The organism is Streptomyces bluensis (assembly GCF_014650715.1).
Classification (GTDB): domain Bacteria; phylum Actinomycetota; class Actinomycetes; order Streptomycetales; family Streptomycetaceae; genus Streptomyces; species Streptomyces bluensis.
In genome coordinates this window covers 195,027-211,418 of sequence record NZ_BMVM01000003.1, presented here as the reverse complement: position 1 = coordinate 211,418, position 16,392 = coordinate 195,027, and the positions used below count along the sequence as shown (strand labels likewise).

The following is a 16,392-nucleotide window of genomic DNA, read 5'->3' as shown; positions in this document are numbered from 1 at the left end:
ACGGCCCGGTAACGCCTCCTGCGGCGTGTTTTCCACCACGTGAGACGACCGCTATGAACCCATATGCGCCTCAGCTGTCTCACGCATCCCGGAAGTCTCTACAATCCCCGCCCATGTTCAGCCACCCTCAGCGCGATGACCCGGCACCCGGCGTGGATGCGCCGGACGGCCTGAACGATCCCCCGAACGTGTATCACCCGCACGGCGACGCCGGCGCGGCGCCCGCCTACGAGGCGTACGCGGATCCGGCCGCCGCGCACGGCTGGCAGAACGCGTACGACGACACGATGCGGATGGATCCTGTCGTGGAACCCGCCGGGGACGGGGAGGGTGCGGCCGAGCGCGCGGCCGGGGAGGCCGGGTACGGCGGGGACGGTGTCGGCGGGGGTGGGCGCCGAAGACGGAAGGGGAGACGGCAGGGGAGGCGGAAGGAGGGGGAGGGGCGTCGTCGGCCTCGGAGCGCGAGGCATACCGGTACGGCCGCGGGGTGGATCGGGCGGCGTGGGGTTCTGGTCGCCGGTGGCGTCGGTGCCGTCCTTGTGGTCGTCACCGCCACGGTGGCCGGGATGTTCGGCTCCGGTTCCTCGGAGCACGGCGACCGGAAGCCCTCGACGGTGCCGGAGTCCGTCCCGGCCGCCGAGAGCCCCGGCACGGGCGGTCCGCCCGGTGAGACGGCGGCCCCGTCGTCCGGCGCGTCCTCGGGTGCGGCGGACGACGCGTCGACCAGGTCCTCGGACGGTACGTCGGCGAGCGCTTCCCCCGACGGCTCCGGCTCGGACGCCCCCACGCCCGCCACCCGGACGCCCTCGGCCCCGGCCGCCTCCGCCACCACGGCCGGGCCCAGCAGAGGCAACTCCGGCAACAACCCGGGCCGTGGGCAGGGCTGGACCAAGGGGCCGAAGTAGTCCCGCTCGATCCGTTGCGCAATCCGCCCTCATGAGGAGATCAGGTGGAGTCCTTGCGGCAAGGGGCCCAAGAAGGGCCCAAGTGGGGGAACGCAGGGGCCAGTTGCCCCGATCATGATCCAGGGGCGGTCGGCTGTGCGGCCTCTCGCGGTGTCGCGCGTCCGGAAACACCTCCTTGCTCGCCCATCCGGCGCCCCTCACAATGCGCATGACAAACAGACCCGTGATCGGAGCCCTTCCGTCTCCGTCACCATGTCGTCACACGTCGTAAGAGGGGACCCCCCGCATGAGAAAACCTCTCGTCGCCGCAGTCTTCGCCCTGGCGCTGGCCGGGGCGGGCGCGGCACCCGCGGTCGCCGCCGGCGCGCCCGCGGCTGACCCGGCCGACCGGGCCACCCAGCCCTCCCAGGCCGCCCCGGCCTCCGTGGGCAAGGTCGCGGTCGCGGACAAGGACACGATCACGTCCACCGTCAACGACCTGGTCACGTCCGCCACGGCGACGGTGGGCCGGATCACCCAGCCGTCGGCCCAGGCCGTCAACTTCGCCGGCACCGTCTCGCTCAGCAACTGCTCCGGCTCCGTCGTCCGGATGCCCGCTTCCGCGGACAACGACCCGGCGCTCGTGATGACCAACGGCCACTGTCTGGAGTCCGGGTTCCCGGCGGCCGGCCAGGTCATCGTCGACCAGGCGTCCAGCCGCACCTTCGGCCTGCTCAACTCCGCGGGCACCCGCGTCGCCACGCTCCGCGCGAGCAAGCTCTCGTACGGCACGATGACGGACACGGACGTCGCGCTGTACCAGCTCACGAGCACCTATGCGCAGATCAAGAGCTCGTACGGCATCGACGCGCTCACCCTCAACGACACGCACCCCACCGCCGGCACCGCCATCAGCGTCGTCTCCGGCTACTGGAAGCGGATCTACAGCTGCAACGTCGACGGGTTCGCGTACCGCCTGAAGGAGGGTGACTGGACCTGGAAGGACTCGGTCCGTTACACCTCCGCGTGCAACACCATCGGCGGCACCTCCGGCTCGCCCGTCGTCGACGACGCCACCGGCAAGGTGGTCGCCGTCAACAACACGGGCAACGAGGACGGCGAGCGCTGCACCGTCAACAACCCCTGTGAGGTCGACGCGAGCGGCAACGTGACCGTCCGCCAGGGCATCAACTACGCCCAGGAGACCTACCAGATACCCGCCTGCTTCGGCGTCGGCAACAAGCTCGACCTGAGCCGCAGCGGCTGCGTCCTGCCCAAGCCGTAGGCGCCACCCAGCCGTACGGGCGGGCGGTCACCGGTCTCACCGATCCCGGGCCCGGCGCACCGCCCGCCCCGCGAGCACGTCCGTGCGGCGGCCGTCCTCGATCGCGAACCGGCCGTCGACGAGGACGTACGGGATACCGACGGGAAGCGTCCGCGGCGAGGCGAACGTGGACCCGGCGGCCACCGTGTCCGGGTCGAACAGCACCAGGTCGGCGCGGTACCCCTCGCGCACCAGCCCCCGGTCGGCGAGCCCGAGCCGGGCCGCGGGCCGCGAGGTGAGGTGCGCGACGCACTCCTCCAGCGACAGCACCCCCAACTCCCGTACATACCGGCCGAGATACTGCGGAAACGTCCCGTACGCACGCGGATGGGGCTTGGCGCCTTGCAGGATGCCGTCGGAGCCGCCGGTGTGGACACGGTGCCGCATGATCGTCCGGACGTTCTCCTCGTGGCCCACGTGCTGGAGGATCGTCGAGCCGAGCCGGTCGGCGAGGAGAAGCCGGCGGGCGGTGGTCCAGGGCGCCTCGCCGTGCTCGTCGGCGGACTGCTGGACGGTCCTGCCGACGTACGACGCGAGAGCCGGGTCCGTCACCCCCGAGATCTCGATCGTGTCCCACTCGATGGGGACGCCGTGGCAGCCGTCGGCGCCCACGACCTCCATGTGGTGCCGGATGCGCTCGGCGGTGTCCTCGTCCTCCAGCCGCGCGAGGATCGCCTCCGGGCCGCCCTCACTCGCCCAACTGGGCAGCATGGCCACGAGAGTCGTGCAGCCAGGGGTGTAGGGGTAGGTGTCGAGGGTGATGTCGGCGCCGTCGGCCAGCGCGTCGTCCAGCAGGGACAGCAGCTCGGCGGCCCGGCCCTTGTTCACCCCGAAGTTCATGGTGGCGTGGGCGAGATGGAGCGGACAGCCCGCCTCCCGCGTGAGGGCGACCATCTCCTCGTACGCCTGAAGCGCCCCGGCGCCGTACGACCGGTGGTGCGGGCAGTAGTAGCCGCCGTGCTCGCCGACCACCCGGCACAGCTCGGTGAGTTCGGCGTCCTTCGCGTACATGCCGGGCGTGTACGTCAGCCCGGACGACATCCCGACGGCGCCCTCCCGCATCCCGTCGGCCACCAGCCGCCGCATCCGGTCGAGTTCTGCGGGTGTCGGCTCGCGGTCCTCCCAGCCCATGGCCAGCATCCGCACGGTGCCCTGCGGGATCAGGTACGCGGCGTTGACCGCGATGCCCTCGCCGTCGAAGCCGTGGTCGAGGCGGTCCAGGTACGCGCCGACGGAGCGCCAGGTGAAGTCGATGTCGTCGCCGTGCCCGTTCCAGCCGGTGATGGCCCTGCGGACCTCGGCGAGGGTGCGGTCGTCGACCGGTGCGTACGACAGCCCGTCCTGACCGATCACTTCGAGCGTGACCCCCTGCGCGACCTTCGCACTGTGGTCGGGGTCCCGCAGCAGGGCCAGGTCGCTGTGGGCGTGCATGTCGACGAACCCGGGGGAGAGCACCAGGCCCTCGGCGTCCAGCTCCCGGGTCGCACGCGGGCGTTGGCACCCGGCCGCGGCGGCCTCCTGCACGATCGAGACGATCCGGCCGCCGTCGACGACCACATCGGCGCGGTACGAGGGGCCGCCGGTGCCGTCCACCACGTCCACGTCACGGATGACGAGGTCTTCCACGAACGCCTCCCAAGGCCCTAAAGGCCCTATAGCTCTCTCTACAGCTCTACAGCTCTAGAAGAACGTGCGGACGTAGTCGACGACCGTGCCGTCCGCCTCGGCCACGGGGATCAGCTGCCACTTGTCGAAGGACGTGCAGGGATGGGACAGCCCCAGCGCCAGCCAGTCTCCCACCCGGAGGTCCGCCTCGGGAGCCGTGGCGATCCAGGCGTGCTGGTCGGAGAGGGACGTGACCGTGACGCCGGTGGCGGGATGCTCGGCCCCGGCACGGCGGACCGTCTCCGCCACGGGCAGATCCAGGTCGTACGCCGCGTCCCGCTTGCCCGCGTTGACGAAGGCCTGCTCGGGGGAGGGGCGGGACACCACCTGCGCCCAGAGGCGGAACGCGGGGTGAAGGGAACCCTCTTCGGGGACCCGGTTGAACGGGGTCACGCGCCGGTAGTGGCCCGCGTCGTGCGAGACATACGCCCCGGACCGCAGCAACTTCAGCACCGGCAGCGACAGTTCGGGGAGCTCGGCGAACACGTCCGCCACCGCGTCGAACCAGGCGCTGCCGCCCGCGCTCACCACGATCTCGTCCAGCCCCGCGAACCGCCCGGCCTTGTCGAAGTCCGCCGCCAGCGCGGTGAGCCGCCGCAGCCAGGCCCGCACCCGCTCCGGGTCCGCCCGGGGCACCTCGCCCTCGTAACCGGCCACGCCCACCAGCCGCAGCGTGGGCACGGCCGCCACCGCGTCCGCCACCGCCGCGCACTCCGCCTCGGTCCGCACCCCGGTACGCGCCCCCTCACCGGCGGCCAGCTCGACGACCACGTCCAGCGGGCGGGAGGCGACACCGCACAGCGCCGCGTCCATCAACTCGACCCCGCGCACGGAGTCGACGTAACAGACGAGCCGGAAGGCGGGGTCGGCGGTCAGCTCCCCGGCGATCCACTTCAGCGCGGCCTCGTCGACCACCTCGTTCGCGAGGAAGATCCGCCCGATCCCGAACTCCCGTGCCACGCGCACCTGATGGGGAACCGCGAGCGTGATGCCCCACGCGCCGCGGTCGATCTGCTGCCAGAAGAGCTGCGGGGCCATGGACGTCTTGCCGTGCGGTGCGAACGCGAGTCCGTGACGGGCCGCGTACGTCTCCATGAGCGCGAGGTTGTGCTCCAGGCGCTCGGCGGAGAGGGCGAGCACCGGGGTGGTGAAGCCACCGGTGAAGAGGTTGCGGCGCTCGGCCGCGAGCTCGGCGACGGTCAGACCGGCGGTATCCGGGGGGAGGCCCTTGAAACGGTGGCCGACGCGCTCGGCGGCGAGGCGGGCGAGGGCTTCGGTCCGTACGTCGGTACTGGCGTCGGTGCTGGCTTCCGCACCCATGGAGCCTCCCTGATCAGGCGTATTGCGATATCTGCAACGGCCATTGCGTATGTCGCTCACTGCTGTCTAACATCCCAGCCAACACCGGGTCAACGGGAGCTGTTGGCCCAGGACCGACAAGGAGCCCGTGTGACCACCAACCGACCCGTCGTCGACGTAGTGGCGCTCGGTGAGTCCATGGTCACCTTCCTTCCCACCCGGCCGGGCCGCCTCGCCGATGTCCCCTCCTTCGAGCGGGGGATCGGGGGAGCGGAGTCCAACGTCGCCTGTGTGCTCGCCGCCGCCGGGCACGCTGTGCGGTGGGTGAGCCGCGTGGGGGCCGACGGGTTCGGTGACCACCTCGTCGAGGCCATCGGCGGGTACGGCGTGGACGTCTCGGCCGTACGACGGGATCCGGAGCGCCCCACGGGCGTGTACTTCCGTACGGCGGAGGACCGGGACGGAGACGCGCACGAGGTGGCGTACTACCGCGCGGGCTCGGCGGCGTCCGCGATGGCCGTGGGGAACGTCGACCTCGCGGCGGTGCGGGCGGGCCGCGTCCTGCACCTCTCCGGGATCACGGCGGCCCTGTCCGACAGCTGCCTCGCCCTGCTCCGGGAACTGACCGCGCCCAGCCCCGGCCGCCCGCTCGTCTCCTTCGACGTCAACTTCCGCACCAGCCTGTGGCGCGACCCCGACGGCCCACGCCTCCTCCTCGACCTCGCCCGCCGCGCCGACATCGTGTTCGTCGGCTCCGACGAGGCGGCGGCCGCCTGGGGCCTCGACGCCGGCCCCCGGGCCATCCGGGACGCCCTCCCCGAACCCCGGGTGCTCGTGGTGAAGCAGGGCACGCAAGGCGCCACCCTGTTCGAGCGCAACGAGCGCAACGAGCGCAACGAAGGCACCGAGCGCAACGAGCACGCACAGCACCCGCGCCCCGCCACCGACGACACGATCACGTTCGCCCCCTCCCTCCACGTGGACGTCGTCGCCCCCGTGGGCGCCGGAGACGCCTTCGCCGCCGGATTCCTGTCGGCCACGCTGCGGGACCTCCCCGCACGGGCACGCCTTCGCCACGGGCACCTCATGGCCGCCGCCGCGCTCACGGTGCACGGCGACCTCGGCACACCCCCCGCCCGCGACCACGCCGACCGCCTGGCCGCCCTGGACGACGCGACGTGGGGGACACTTCGTCTCGGCCCCGGCTGGACGACCACACCCGTCACGCGGGCCCAGGAGGAGGTACACCACCCATGAGCCAGACCGTCGACCGCGCTCTCAGCATCCTGCCGCTGCTGGCGGAGGGCCCCGCCGACCTGGGCCAGGTCGCCGACCGCCTCGGCGTCCACAAGTCGACCGCCCTGCGCCTTCTCCGCACGCTCCACGAACACGGCCTCGTCTACCGCCAGTCCGACCAGCGCTACCGCCTCGGCGCCCGCCTCTTCGCCCTCGCCCAGGAAGCCGTCGAGAACCTCGACATCCGCGAGATCGCCCACCCCCACCTCGTACGCCTCAACGAGGAGTGCGGCCACACCGTCCACCTCGCGGTCCACGAGGAGAACGAGGTCCTCTACATCGACAAGGTGGAGAGCCGCTACCCGGTGCGCATGTACTCCCGGATCGGCAAACCCGTCGCGATCACTGTCGCGGCCGTCGCCAAACTGCTCCTCGCCGACCTCCCCGAGGCCGAGCGCCGCGCCCTCGCCGACAAGCTCGACTACCCCCTCTACACGCCCCGTTCGACGCCCAACGCGGCCGCGTTCCTCAAGGAGCTGGAGCGGGTGCGCGAACAGGGCTGGGCCACCGACCTCGGCGGCCACGAGGAGTCCATCAACTGTGTCGGCGCCCCCGTCCGCGGCACCGACGGCCGGGTCGTCGCCGCGATGTCCGTCTCGGCCCCGAACGTCGTCGTCACCGGCGACGAACTCCTCACCCTGCTCCCCCTGGTGCGCCGCACCGCCGAGGCCATCAGCCGCGAGTACTCGGGCAGGAGCCCGGTGAAGGACCCGGTATGACCGGGACCGAACCGGCATGGACGAGATCGACCCCGTATGACCAAGACCACCCCTGTATGACCGGCACCGAAAAGACAGAGGACCCCGTATGACCGAGAAGATCGCACTCACCCCGAAGACCCACACCACCCCGCCCGCGAAGTTCTCGCACGGCGTGAAGAAGGGCAACATCCTCCAGGTCGCCGGCCAGGTCGGCTTCCTGCCGGCCGAGGAGGGCAAGCCCCCGACGCCCGCCGGGCCCACCCTGCGCGAGCAGACCCTCCAGACCCTCGCCAACGTCAAGGCGATCCTCGAAGAGGGCGGCGCCGGCTGGGACGACGTGATGATGATCCGCGTCTACCTCACGGACGTGGACCACTTCGCCGAGATGAACGCGATCTACAACCAGTATTTCGAGGAGCAGGGTCTCACCCAGCCGCCTGCCGCCCGGACCACCGTCTACGTCGGTCTGCCCGCGGGCCTCCTCATCGAGATCGACGCCCTGGCCGTCCTCGGCTGACACCCTCTCGACTTCCGCACTCCGTACGCCGTCACGGTGCGGCGCCCACTCCCCGCACGGGCCGCCGCACCGCGATACCCCCTACCCAAGAGCACCATGCACTTACGAAGAGGTCCCCCGCGATGTCCCCAACAGCCTTGCTCCTCGCCGCGACCGCCCCCGAGACACCACCCCACACCGGCGGCATCCTCACGTTCATCGACGGCACCGCCGGACTCCTCACGGTCGCGGCCCTCGGGATCGTGCTGCTCCTCGTGCTGATCATCAAGGTCAGACTCCAGCCGTTCGTGGCCCTCCTCGCGGTCTCCATAGCCGTCGGCCTGGCGGCGGGTCTGTCCGTCACCGAACTCTTCGGCACGGTCCAGAAGTCGGACGCGGTGTCCACCATCGAGTCCGGCATGGGCGGCATCCTCGGCCACGTCGCGATCATCATCGGCCTGGGCACCATGCTCGGTGCGATCCTCGAAGTGAGCGGCGGCGCGGAGGTCCTGGCGTCCCGCCTCCTGAACCTCTTCGGCGAGAAGCGCGCCCCTCTCGCCATGGGCCTCACGGGCCTGATCTTCGGTATCCCGGTCTTCTTCGACGTCGGCATCTTCGTCCTCGCGCCGATCGTCTACGCCGCCGCCAAGCGCTCCGGCAAGTCGATCCTGCTGTACTGCATGCCGCTGCTCGCGGGCCTGTCCGTGACCCACGCCTTCCTGCCCCCGCATCCCGGCCCGGTGGCCGCCGCCGGACTCCTCAAGGTGGACCTCGGCTGGGTCATCCTCATGGGCATCGTCTGCGGCATCCCGGCCGTGATCGCCGCCTGGGCGTACTCGGCCTGGATCGGCCGGCGCATCTTCGTCGCCGTACCGCAGGACATGGTGGAGGCGGCGGCCGAGGCCAGGCAGGCCGTGCTCGACGAGCAGCGCGCGTCCGGTGCCGAGCCCCAGGAGAAGCCGGTGCCGCTCGCCACGGTGCTCGCCATCATCGGTACGCCGCTGGTCCTGATCCTCGCCGCCACGTTCTCCTCGATCGCGCTGGACCCGTCCACGGGACGTTCCGTGATCGAGTTCTTCGGCAACCCCTTCGTGGCGCTCACGATCGCCCTGTTCCTGGCGTACTACCTGCTCGGCATCCGGCGCGGCTGGTCCCGCAAGTCCCTGGAGACGGTGTCCACCGCCTCCCTCAAGCCGGTCGGCAACATCCTGCTCGTCGTCGGCGCCGGCGGTGTCTTCGGCGCGGTCCTCAAGGGCAGCGGTGTCGCCCAGGCACTCTCGGACACGTTCAACGACGTGGGCCTCCCGGTGATCGTCCTGTCGTATCTGATCTCCGTGGTCCTGCGCGTGGCCCAGGGCTCGGCGACGGTCGCGATCGTCACGACGGCGGGCATCGTCGCGCCGCTGCTCTCGGAGGGCGACCACTCCCAGGCCTTCATCGCCCTCGTCATCATGGCGATCTCGGCGGGCTCCATCTTCGCCTCGCACGTCAACGACGGCGGCTTCTGGATGGTCGCCAAGTACTTCGGCATCAGCGAACGCGACACGCTGAAGTCCTGGACGGTGCTGGAGACGGTGCTGTCGGTGGCCGGTTTCGCGGTGGCAGGGGTCTTGAGCTTCTTCGTGTGACTCCTGCTGACGCCCGGTGACGCGTGTAATGCGTGTAACGAACCAGGGGCTGGCTGTGCCAGGCACAGGATCGTCGACCATACTGCCCGCTGTGGAGCAGCGCATAGGTTCGAGCAGCCAGCCCCTGGAAGGCGCCGGATTCGACCCGGCCTTCATCCCCGGGCTCACCTCACCCGTGTCCGGCGAACCGAAGGACCCCCCGGTCGAGGACAAGGCACCCGAGGAGCCCTCGGCCGAAGCCGAGAAGACCTCGGCCGAAGCCGAGAAGCCCGAGGACGCCGACAAGCCCGCGGAGGCCGAGGAGACCGAGGAGACCGAAGAGGGGGAAGCCGAGGCGGAGGAAGCCGAGGCGGAAGCCCCCGGCGGTCCCGTCTTCGAGGCATCCGACCGCCGCGCGAAGATCGTGGCGGACCACAAGGGCGTACGGCTCTCCCTGGACGACCAGTACTGCGAGTTCCGCTGGGACGAGATCGGCGCCCTGGAGACCGAGACCCCGCGCTTCGGGAAGCGGTTCACGGTGACGGTGCACACCCCCGACCGTCGCTGGTACCCGATCGAGATCGAGGCGACGTCCAGGAGCCGCTTCGAGGAGTGGGAGTCGCAGCTGGACGGGGTGCTGGACGCGTACTTCGAGGAGGGCGCGGCCGAGAGGGAGGACGACGCGGCCGACACGCAGGAGAGCGCCCCGTAAGGGGCGCGGGGAACTGCGCGACCAGCCACAACGGACCCGCAGTTCCCCGCCACCTCAACGACCGGCCTTCAGCGGAGCGTCACCCGCAGTACTGGGCCTCCTTGCCGATGGACCGGTACATACAGTCCGCGTTCTCCAGCAGTTGCAGCACCGCGTCCCGGTTCCGGGACGTCTCCCGCTCGATGACCTCGTCGGGCGGGTAGAAACCGCCCCCGCCGGCCGACGACGGATACATCTCGAAGGTGTAGCCGAAGATCTTCTGGTTGCCCCACAGCCAGTCGTCGATCGAGCCGTCCGTGATGTAGAGGTCGCTGGACTGCTCGGGCGTGTACCCGTTGCTGGCGGCCATCTTCTGGCCGACGGTCGCGAACGCGTTGCGGTCGTCCGCCGTCATCCCGGTGGTGGTGTCGGCGGTGGTGTACCCGAACGGCCAGAGCACCAGCTCGCTATAGGTGTGGAAGTCGATGCCCGCCTTGATCTGCTGCACACCGCCGACGACCCGGCTGCGCACGAAGTCGGCGACGACCTTCACCTCGGGCGCGGACTCGGCGGACGGACCGCGGTAGGTCTCCGAGGACGTGGACCCGGAGGACCCGCCGCAGCAGCCCCACCGGTAGTTCCAGTTCCGGTTCAGGTCCGTACCGACGGCCGACGAACCGCTGTTGGGCTGGCGGTTCTTGCGCCACGAGCGGTACGACCCGGTGGCGATGTCGTACTCGCTGCCGTCCGGGTTGAGTGTCGGGACGATCCAGATCTCGCGGTTGTTCACCATGTTGGTGACCCGGGAGTCGGACCCATAACCGGCGCCGAGCTCACGGATCAGATACAGCGCCATCTCGACGGTGAGGTGCTCACGGGCGTGCTGCTGGGCCGTGAACAGCACCTCGGGCTCGGACTCGTCGCTCGCGACATTGTCACTGATCTTGACCGCGATGATGTCCCGGCCCTCGTACGACTTGCCGATCACGCGCTTGCTCATGATGTTCGGGTACGCCGCGATCCGCTGGTTGATCTGCGCGTTCATCTCGGCGTAGTTGTTGTAGCGCGAGTCGGCCGAGGGGAAGTCGAAGAGCCGTACGTCGTCCTCGCCGCCGGAACGGTCGGGCACCGCACCCAGCGGCGTGACGTCGTAGCCCTGTTGCTTCAGCTTCTTGATCTGGTCGGCACGGCCCGAGATGAAGACGCTGTGGTCGTCGGCGTCGTCCACGCTCACGCCGGCCCGCTGGAGCGCGGTGCGGGACTCGACGTTCGACTGCATGCGGACCTCGTACTGGCGGATGTCGTCCGCCGAGGCCGAGGGGCGCTGCGCGCTGGTCGCCGCGGCGTCGGTGGAGGCCGTCGCGGCGACGGGGGCCGCGAGGGCGAGGGCCAGCAGGCCGATGAGGGCGGCGGAGCGGCGACCTGGTCTGCCGCGGTCGCGTATGCGGAGTCGCATGAAGTCTCCTAGGTTCTCCGGGGGTGTGGAGCGGGGGGTGGTTCGGCACGACGTACGACTTCTGGTGCGGGTGTGGCGCTCATCGTGCGGGGGTGGCATGGGCAGGTCAAGAGCGGGGGTGTTTTTGGTGCGCCTCTGTTGGCCTGAACTGCTCGGAAAATGGCCGGGCTTGCCACCACAGTCCAGGCGTCGGCGGTACGCGTACACACGGAAGCATGTATTCCTCCCGTGCGCCGGACGCCGGACACCGGACAAGCGCACCCTGAACGCATGCTGCGACTTTCCGTGGGATACGAGGCACACGAACGGCAACTCTCCGACCACGGCCCTCGGTTCGGCACACTCTCCCCGTTGCCGCCGGGCGCCGGCCATCGAAGCGTCGAGTACGACTCCTGTCCCTCCGCGGCCGGCCGGGCCCGCGCGGAGGTCCGCAGACAACTGGAGTTCTGGGGACTCACCGAACAGAGCGAGACCGCGGAACTCCTCGTCAGCGAACTCGTGACCAACGCCCTGGTGCACGCCCGGAGCCGGTTGCGGCTGACACTGTCGGCCGCGCACGGCGTGCTGCGCTGCGAGGTGTCCGACGCCGACCGGCGCAGTCCCCGGGTGCGCCGGGTCAAGGAGACGTCGGAGGGAGGCCGGGGAATGTTCCTGGTGGACGCGCTCGCGGGGCGCTGGGGCTGCCACCAGGACGGGCCGGGCAAGACCGTCTGGTTCGAACTCGCCACGTGCGGGCTGGGCGGCTGCGGCGGGCGACGGCCGTAGCCCGGGAACTCCGGCCCGCTTCGGGGGCGAGCCTCCATCGGCCCCGTCGCCGGACCAACGTGTGTGACGTGGTCCGGCGACCGGCCCCACGGTCGGTCCGGCGGCCGGCCCCACGGTCGGGCGGCCGGCCCCACGGTCGTGCCCCGCGACCGGCCCCGCGGCCGATTTCCTTCACCGTACGCCCTCTTGTGCCGTCGTCCGCTTTACGCTTTCTTGATCGGCATGGCGGACACCACGGACAACACAGCGACAGAAAAGCCCACTTCAGCCCCCCGAAAGACCAGTTGGAAGTACATCGGCCCCGGCATCGTCGTCGCCGCGACCGGCGTCGGCGCCGGCGACCTGGTGGCGACCCTCATCGCGGGCAGCAACTTCGGCTACACCCTGCTGTGGGCCGCGGTGATCGGCTGTCTCGTCAAGATCTCCCTCGCCGAGGCGGCGGGCCGCTGGCACCTGTCCACCGGCCGCACCCTCTTCGACGGCTGGGCGAGCATCGGCCGCTGGACCACGTGGTTCTTCGCCGTCTACGTCGTGATCTGGGGCTTCGTGTACGGCGCGGCCGCGATGTCGTCGAGCGCGCTGCCGTTGCAGGCGCTGTTCCCCGACGTCATGGACCTCAAGTGGTGGGCCATCGCCTGCGGTCTGACCGGTCTGGTCTTCGTCTGGTTCAACAAGTACGCCGTCTTCGAGAAGGTCATGACGGTCCTGGTGGGCGTCATGTTCGTGGTGACGGTCTACCTGGCCATCCGCGTCACCCCGAACCTCCCCGACGCCCTCGCGGGCCTCCTCCCCGTCCTGCCCGACGAGAAGGACTCCATCCTCAACACCCTCGGCCTGATCGGCGGCGTCGGCGGCACCATCACGCTCGCCGCGTACGGCTACTGGGTCAACGCCAAGGGCTGGACGGACACGGGCTGGATGAAGATCATGCGCCTCGACAACCGGGTCGCGTACGCCACGACCGGCATCTTCGTGATCGCGATGCTCTTCGTCGGCGCGGAACTGCTGCACTCCGCGAACATCGCCATCGCGAGCGGCGACAAGGGCCTCATCCAGCTCGGCGACATCCTGGAGGACGAGTACGGCCCGGCCACCGCGAAGTTCTTCCTGATCGGCTTCTTCGCCACCTCCTACACCTCGCTGATCGGCGTCTGGCACGGGGTGAGCCTGATGTTCGCCGACTTCGTGGCGCGCTACAGCACCCGCGGCGGCGAACTGAAGGGCGAGGAGGTCGCGTCGGGCCAGCGGGAGCGGTCGTGGCCGTTCCGCGCGTACCTGCTGTGGCTGACCTTCCCGCCCATGGTGCTGCTCTTCCAGGGCCAGCCCTTCCGTCTGGTCATCATCTACGGCGTCCTGGGCGCGGCCTTCCTCCCCTTCCTCGCCCTCACCCTGATCTGGCTCCTCAACTCCGACCGCACCCCGCGCGAGTGGCGCAACGGGCCGCTGAGCAACGCGATGCTCGCGGTCGCGGGCGTGCTGTTCGTGGTGCTGTGCGTGAAGCAGATCTGGGACCAGCCCTGGGCCGAGTTCTTCTGATCAGCCGGTGCGGACGAGCCGCTCCCACTGCTCACTCGTGGCGATCTTCCTGAGGTCCCCCATGGTGAGGGCGGGGGTGTCGCGGGTCGGGGCGGTCTTCTGTGAGCCGGAGTTGAAGGCGCTCACCACGACCCGCAGGCCGTCGGTGCGGATGGTGTCGACGGTCCACATGACGAGACCCGTGCCCTTGTCGTCGCCCTGGCCCTGCCGTGTGGTCACCTTGGTGCCGTCCGGCAGGACCTCGGCGTCGGGCCCGAAGAGCTCGCTCTCGACGTCGGACATGCCGGGCTGCACATTGATCTGCACGAAGGTCGCGCCCTTGCCGTCGTCGACGACGACAAAGCCGTACTCGCCCTCCTGACCCCCCTTCGACACGACCTTGACGTCCTTGGGCAGCAGGCCGATGAGCGTCTTCTGGATCGCCTGACCGTCGGCGGCCGGAGGCTCGGCGGGCGAGGTCGCGGAGGCCGTCGGCTCCTTCGGGGCCTCTGTTTCCTCTGGAACGGCATCGACAGCCGTACGCCAGTCCTCGGCGGTGACGACCTCCTTGAGTTGCGCCGTGGAGAGCGGCGGGTCCGGCCGGGTGACCGGGGCGTCCTTCTCGGCCTCGGCGTTCCACTCGTTCAGCGAGACGTGGTGCCCTTCCGGGGTGACGAGCTCGGCGTTCCACCGCTTGGTGTCCACGCGGCGGTCCGGATACTCGTAGCCCTGGAAGAGCATGAGCAGCGAGCCGTCGGGGAGCCGGCTCGTGGAGCAGGCGTCGTGCGGAACGAGCTCCTTGGCCGGGCACGTGGTCACCTGACGGGCCTGCTGGCTGCCCGGCTCGACCCGGCCGAGGCTGATACCGATCGCGGCCGCGCCCTTGCCGTCGTCGTAGACGAGACGCGCGTAGGGACCGAACGCCGCGCCGGTTCCGCGGGAGTCCTCGTCGCTGAACTCTCCTTCGGGAAGCAGGCGCTTGAGCGTGCGGAGCAGTTCCTCGCCCGACATCGGCCGGGACGGCCTGGACGGCCCGGGGGAGGCGGAGGCGGATGCGGATGCGGACGGCTTCGCCGTCGGGGCGGCCGCCACGGACCCGCCGTCGCCGCTCCCGCCCCCGGGCACGAGCAGCGCCCCGCCGACCCCCGCGAGCGCGACGCCGGCGACACCTCCCGCGACGGTGGCCCGGCGCCGCCGCAGCAACCTGCGTCCCCGCACCTCGCCGCCGGCGACCAGGGCGGCGCCGTTGGCCTCGAAGGCTCCACCGGCCTGACGCAGGGCGTCGCCGAGCCGGTGCTCGAAGGGGTCCTCGTGAAGTTCGACGGGCATCGCGAACCACCGTTTCTGGGAGGCGTACGTGGGCGGGTTGGAGGCGTGGGTGGAGTGGAATGGGATGTGCCGAGGCCGGTCAGGGCGTCGCGTACTCGGCGAGGTCCTCGCCGAGCAGCTCCCGGAGCCGGGCGAGGGCGCGGACGCAGCGGGTGCGTACGGCGGCCGAGCTGGCGTTCATGGCGTCGGCGGTCTCCTCGACGGAACGGTCCTCCCAGTACCGCAGAACGACCACGGCCCGGTCCTTGGCGGGCAGCCGGCCCAGCGCCTCGACGAGGGTGAGCCGCAGGGGAGTGTCGGCACCGCGTGGGTCGGGCAGGTCGGGGAACACGTCGATGGCCCGCTCGGTACTGCTGCGCCGCCGCTGGTGAGCGAGGAACGTACGGGTGAGCACGGTCTGCGCGTACCCGGCCGGATTCCCGACCCGTGACACCCGCCCCCACCGCGCGTACAGCCGCCCGAGCGTCTCCTGCACGAGGTCCTCGGCGAGATGGGTGTCACCGCCGGTCAGCAGACAGGCGGACCGGTAGAGGTGCCCAGCGCGCGCCGCCGCGAACTCCGGATAGCCCTCCGCGCGGACGTGTCTCATGCGTTCCCCCTGGTTCGTGTGGGCTCGTGGCACCGCTCGACTTCTTTAATGCGGTGGACCCCGGGGAATGTTTCACCGGCAGGCAGGGATACGGTGCGTCGTGGATCACGCCGACGACACCAGGCACCAGGACAGATGCGCAGGGGGACGCACGACGATGCAGCAGCCGGAGCAGGACCCACAACCGTCGCCACAGCCACCGCCCCCACCGGCGTCGCCACAGCCGTCACCCCCGCCGCCCCCCGGCTTCGGCCCTCCGCCCCCGCCGTACGCACCACCCGCCCAGCCGTACGCGCCCCCGCCCCCACCACCGGGGCAGCCGTACGCGCCGGCGCCCCCGCCCCCACCACCGGCCCAGCCGTACACGCAACCGCCCGCCCAGCCGCACCAGGCCTACGGTCCGCCACCACCTCACCCGTACGCCCCGTACCCGGCCGCCGCGCCCGCTGGTCCGCCGGCCCAGCCGACCGCGCCCGAGGGCCCGGAGTTCCTGGCCGTGGACGCCCACAACTCCATCGTCGTCGACGCCTCCGGAGTCTCCTTCGAGGACCACGGCGCGAGCGTCGACTTCCCCTGGCACGAGGTCCGCAGCGTCCACTACAAACCGAGCCCCAACAACAAGGCACTCGTCATGGGCGTCGCCCACGTCGACGGCCGCTTCTACGAGTGCGTGGTCGACGCGAAGGGCCGCGACCGGCTCCAGGAGTGGTTCGCCCAACTGCTCCCGGTGTTGCAGTACTACCGCCCCATGGGGTGAGGGCAGGTCCTGAGAAAC

Annotated in this window: 15 protein-coding genes; 10 read left to right on the top strand and 5 right to left on the bottom strand. The window is 70.7% G+C overall.

Annotation, left to right across the window (positions count from 1 at the left end):
- The first annotated feature begins 113 nt into the window (after positions 1–113).
- The gene (locus tag IE262_RS10920) at positions 114–905 is read left to right on the top strand and encodes a hypothetical protein (RefSeq protein ID WP_189873155.1); all 792 of its coding nucleotides are present in this window, start codon (positions 114–116) and stop codon (positions 903–905) included.
- A 286-nt stretch (positions 906–1,191) separates the two neighbouring features.
- Positions 1,192–2,169, top strand: coding sequence for a trypsin-like serine peptidase (locus tag IE262_RS10915; protein ID WP_134029211.1), 978 nt, complete (start codon positions 1,192–1,194; stop codon positions 2,167–2,169).
- A 36-nt stretch (positions 2,170–2,205) separates the two neighbouring features.
- Here the strand turns inward: IE262_RS10915 and IE262_RS10910 are convergent, their stop codons facing one another.
- Entirely contained in the window at positions 2,206–3,834 is a 1,629-nt protein-coding gene (locus IE262_RS10910) for an N-acyl-D-amino-acid deacylase family protein (protein WP_134029213.1), read from the bottom strand.
- Positions 3,835–3,888: 54 nt separating this feature from the next.
- Positions 3,889–5,193, bottom strand: a complete 1,305-nt coding sequence (locus IE262_RS10905; RefSeq protein ID WP_189873153.1) for an alanine racemase — start codon at positions 5,191–5,193, stop codon at positions 3,889–3,891.
- A gap of 177 nt (positions 5,194–5,370) precedes the next feature.
- On the opposite strand from IE262_RS10905, the gene IE262_RS10900 reads away from it, so the two are divergent.
- The 5 genes from IE262_RS10900 (at position 5,371) to IE262_RS10880 (ending at position 9,984) form a co-directional block, all read left to right on the top strand.
- Positions 5,371–6,429 carry a sugar kinase gene (locus IE262_RS10900; protein ID WP_189873568.1) on the top strand — a complete coding sequence of 353 codons (1,059 nt, stop codon included), beginning with the start codon at positions 5,371–5,373 and terminating at the stop codon, positions 6,427–6,429.
- Positions 6,426–7,187 (top strand): IclR family transcriptional regulator, encoded by a 762-nt coding sequence (locus IE262_RS10895; RefSeq protein ID WP_189873151.1) that lies wholly within the window; start codon positions 6,426–6,428, stop codon positions 7,185–7,187. The genes IE262_RS10900 and IE262_RS10895 overlap by 4 nt, the downstream gene beginning before the upstream one ends.
- A gap of 88 nt (positions 7,188–7,275) precedes the next feature.
- Positions 7,276–7,686 carry a RidA family protein gene (locus IE262_RS10890; RefSeq protein ID WP_134029219.1) on the top strand — a complete coding sequence of 137 codons (411 nt, stop codon included), beginning with the start codon at positions 7,276–7,278 and terminating at the stop codon, positions 7,684–7,686.
- Positions 7,687–7,808: 122 nt separating this feature from the next.
- Positions 7,809–9,293, top strand: coding sequence for a GntP family permease (locus IE262_RS10885; RefSeq protein WP_134029221.1), 1,485 nt, complete (start codon positions 7,809–7,811; stop codon positions 9,291–9,293).
- A 91-nt stretch (positions 9,294–9,384) separates the two neighbouring features.
- The gene (locus IE262_RS10880; RefSeq protein ID WP_189873149.1) at positions 9,385–9,984 is read left to right on the top strand and encodes a hypothetical protein; all 600 of its coding nucleotides are present in this window, start codon (positions 9,385–9,387) and stop codon (positions 9,982–9,984) included.
- A gap of 79 nt (positions 9,985–10,063) precedes the next feature.
- On the opposite strand, the gene IE262_RS10875 is transcribed toward IE262_RS10880, so the two are convergent.
- Positions 10,064–11,419 carry a M14 family metallopeptidase gene (locus tag IE262_RS10875; RefSeq protein WP_189873147.1) on the bottom strand — a complete coding sequence of 452 codons (1,356 nt, stop codon included), beginning with the start codon at positions 11,417–11,419 and terminating at the stop codon, positions 10,064–10,066.
- A 270-nt stretch (positions 11,420–11,689) separates the two neighbouring features.
- Between IE262_RS10875 and IE262_RS10870 the strand changes: the two genes are divergently transcribed.
- Both IE262_RS10870 and IE262_RS10865 read left to right on the top strand, forming a co-directional pair.
- Complete coding sequence (locus tag IE262_RS10870) at positions 11,690–12,184, top strand: ATP-binding protein (RefSeq protein ID WP_229877206.1); 495 nt, start codon at positions 11,690–11,692, stop codon at positions 12,182–12,184.
- Positions 12,185–12,406: 222 nt separating this feature from the next.
- Entirely contained in the window at positions 12,407–13,720 is a 1,314-nt protein-coding gene (locus IE262_RS10865; RefSeq protein ID WP_189873145.1) for an Nramp family divalent metal transporter, read from the top strand.
- On the opposite strand, the gene IE262_RS10860 is transcribed toward IE262_RS10865, so the two are convergent.
- Positions 13,721–15,028 carry a hypothetical protein gene (locus IE262_RS10860; RefSeq protein ID WP_189873143.1) on the bottom strand — a complete coding sequence of 436 codons (1,308 nt, stop codon included), beginning with the start codon at positions 15,026–15,028 and terminating at the stop codon, positions 13,721–13,723.
- A 79-nt stretch (positions 15,029–15,107) separates the two neighbouring features.
- Entirely contained in the window at positions 15,108–15,617 is a 510-nt protein-coding gene (locus tag IE262_RS10855; RefSeq protein ID WP_134029233.1) for a SigE family RNA polymerase sigma factor, read from the bottom strand.
- A gap of 157 nt (positions 15,618–15,774) precedes the next feature.
- On the opposite strand from IE262_RS10855, the gene IE262_RS10850 reads away from it, so the two are divergent.
- Positions 15,775–16,374 carry a hypothetical protein gene (locus tag IE262_RS10850; RefSeq protein WP_189873141.1) on the top strand — a complete coding sequence of 200 codons (600 nt, stop codon included), beginning with the start codon at positions 15,775–15,777 and terminating at the stop codon, positions 16,372–16,374.
- The last annotated feature ends 18 nt before the right edge of the window (positions 16,375–16,392 follow it).

Excerpts from the sequence above, each read along its gene's own strand:
- IE262_RS10920 (WP_189873155.1), top strand. The coding sequence starts at position 114 with ATGTTCAGCCACCCTCAGCGCGATGACCCGGCACCCGGCGTGGATGCG.
- IE262_RS10915 (WP_134029211.1), top strand. The coding sequence starts at position 1,192 with ATGAGAAAACCTCTCGTCGCCGCAGTCTTCGCCCTGGCGCTGGCCGGG.
- IE262_RS10905 (WP_189873153.1), bottom strand. The coding sequence starts at position 5,193 with ATGGGTGCGGAAGCCAGCACCGACGCCAGTACCGACGTACGGACCGAA.
- IE262_RS10900 (WP_189873568.1), top strand. The coding sequence starts at position 5,371 with ATGGTCACCTTCCTTCCCACCCGGCCGGGCCGCCTCGCCGATGTCCCC.
- IE262_RS10895 (WP_189873151.1), top strand. The coding sequence starts at position 6,426 with ATGAGCCAGACCGTCGACCGCGCTCTCAGCATCCTGCCGCTGCTGGCG.
- IE262_RS10890 (WP_134029219.1), top strand. The coding sequence starts at position 7,276 with ATGACCGAGAAGATCGCACTCACCCCGAAGACCCACACCACCCCGCCC.
- IE262_RS10885 (WP_134029221.1), top strand. The coding sequence starts at position 7,809 with ATGTCCCCAACAGCCTTGCTCCTCGCCGCGACCGCCCCCGAGACACCA.
- IE262_RS10875 (WP_189873147.1), bottom strand. The coding sequence starts at position 11,419 with ATGCGACTCCGCATACGCGACCGCGGCAGACCAGGTCGCCGCTCCGCC.
- IE262_RS10870 (WP_229877206.1), top strand. The coding sequence starts at position 11,690 with ATGCTGCGACTTTCCGTGGGATACGAGGCACACGAACGGCAACTCTCC.
- IE262_RS10865 (WP_189873145.1), top strand. The coding sequence starts at position 12,407 with ATGGCGGACACCACGGACAACACAGCGACAGAAAAGCCCACTTCAGCC.
- IE262_RS10860 (WP_189873143.1), bottom strand. The coding sequence starts at position 15,028 with ATGCCCGTCGAACTTCACGAGGACCCCTTCGAGCACCGGCTCGGCGAC.
- IE262_RS10855 (WP_134029233.1), bottom strand. The coding sequence starts at position 15,617 with ATGAGACACGTCCGCGCGGAGGGCTATCCGGAGTTCGCGGCGGCGCGC.
- IE262_RS10850 (WP_189873141.1), top strand. The coding sequence starts at position 15,775 with ATGCAGCAGCCGGAGCAGGACCCACAACCGTCGCCACAGCCACCGCCC.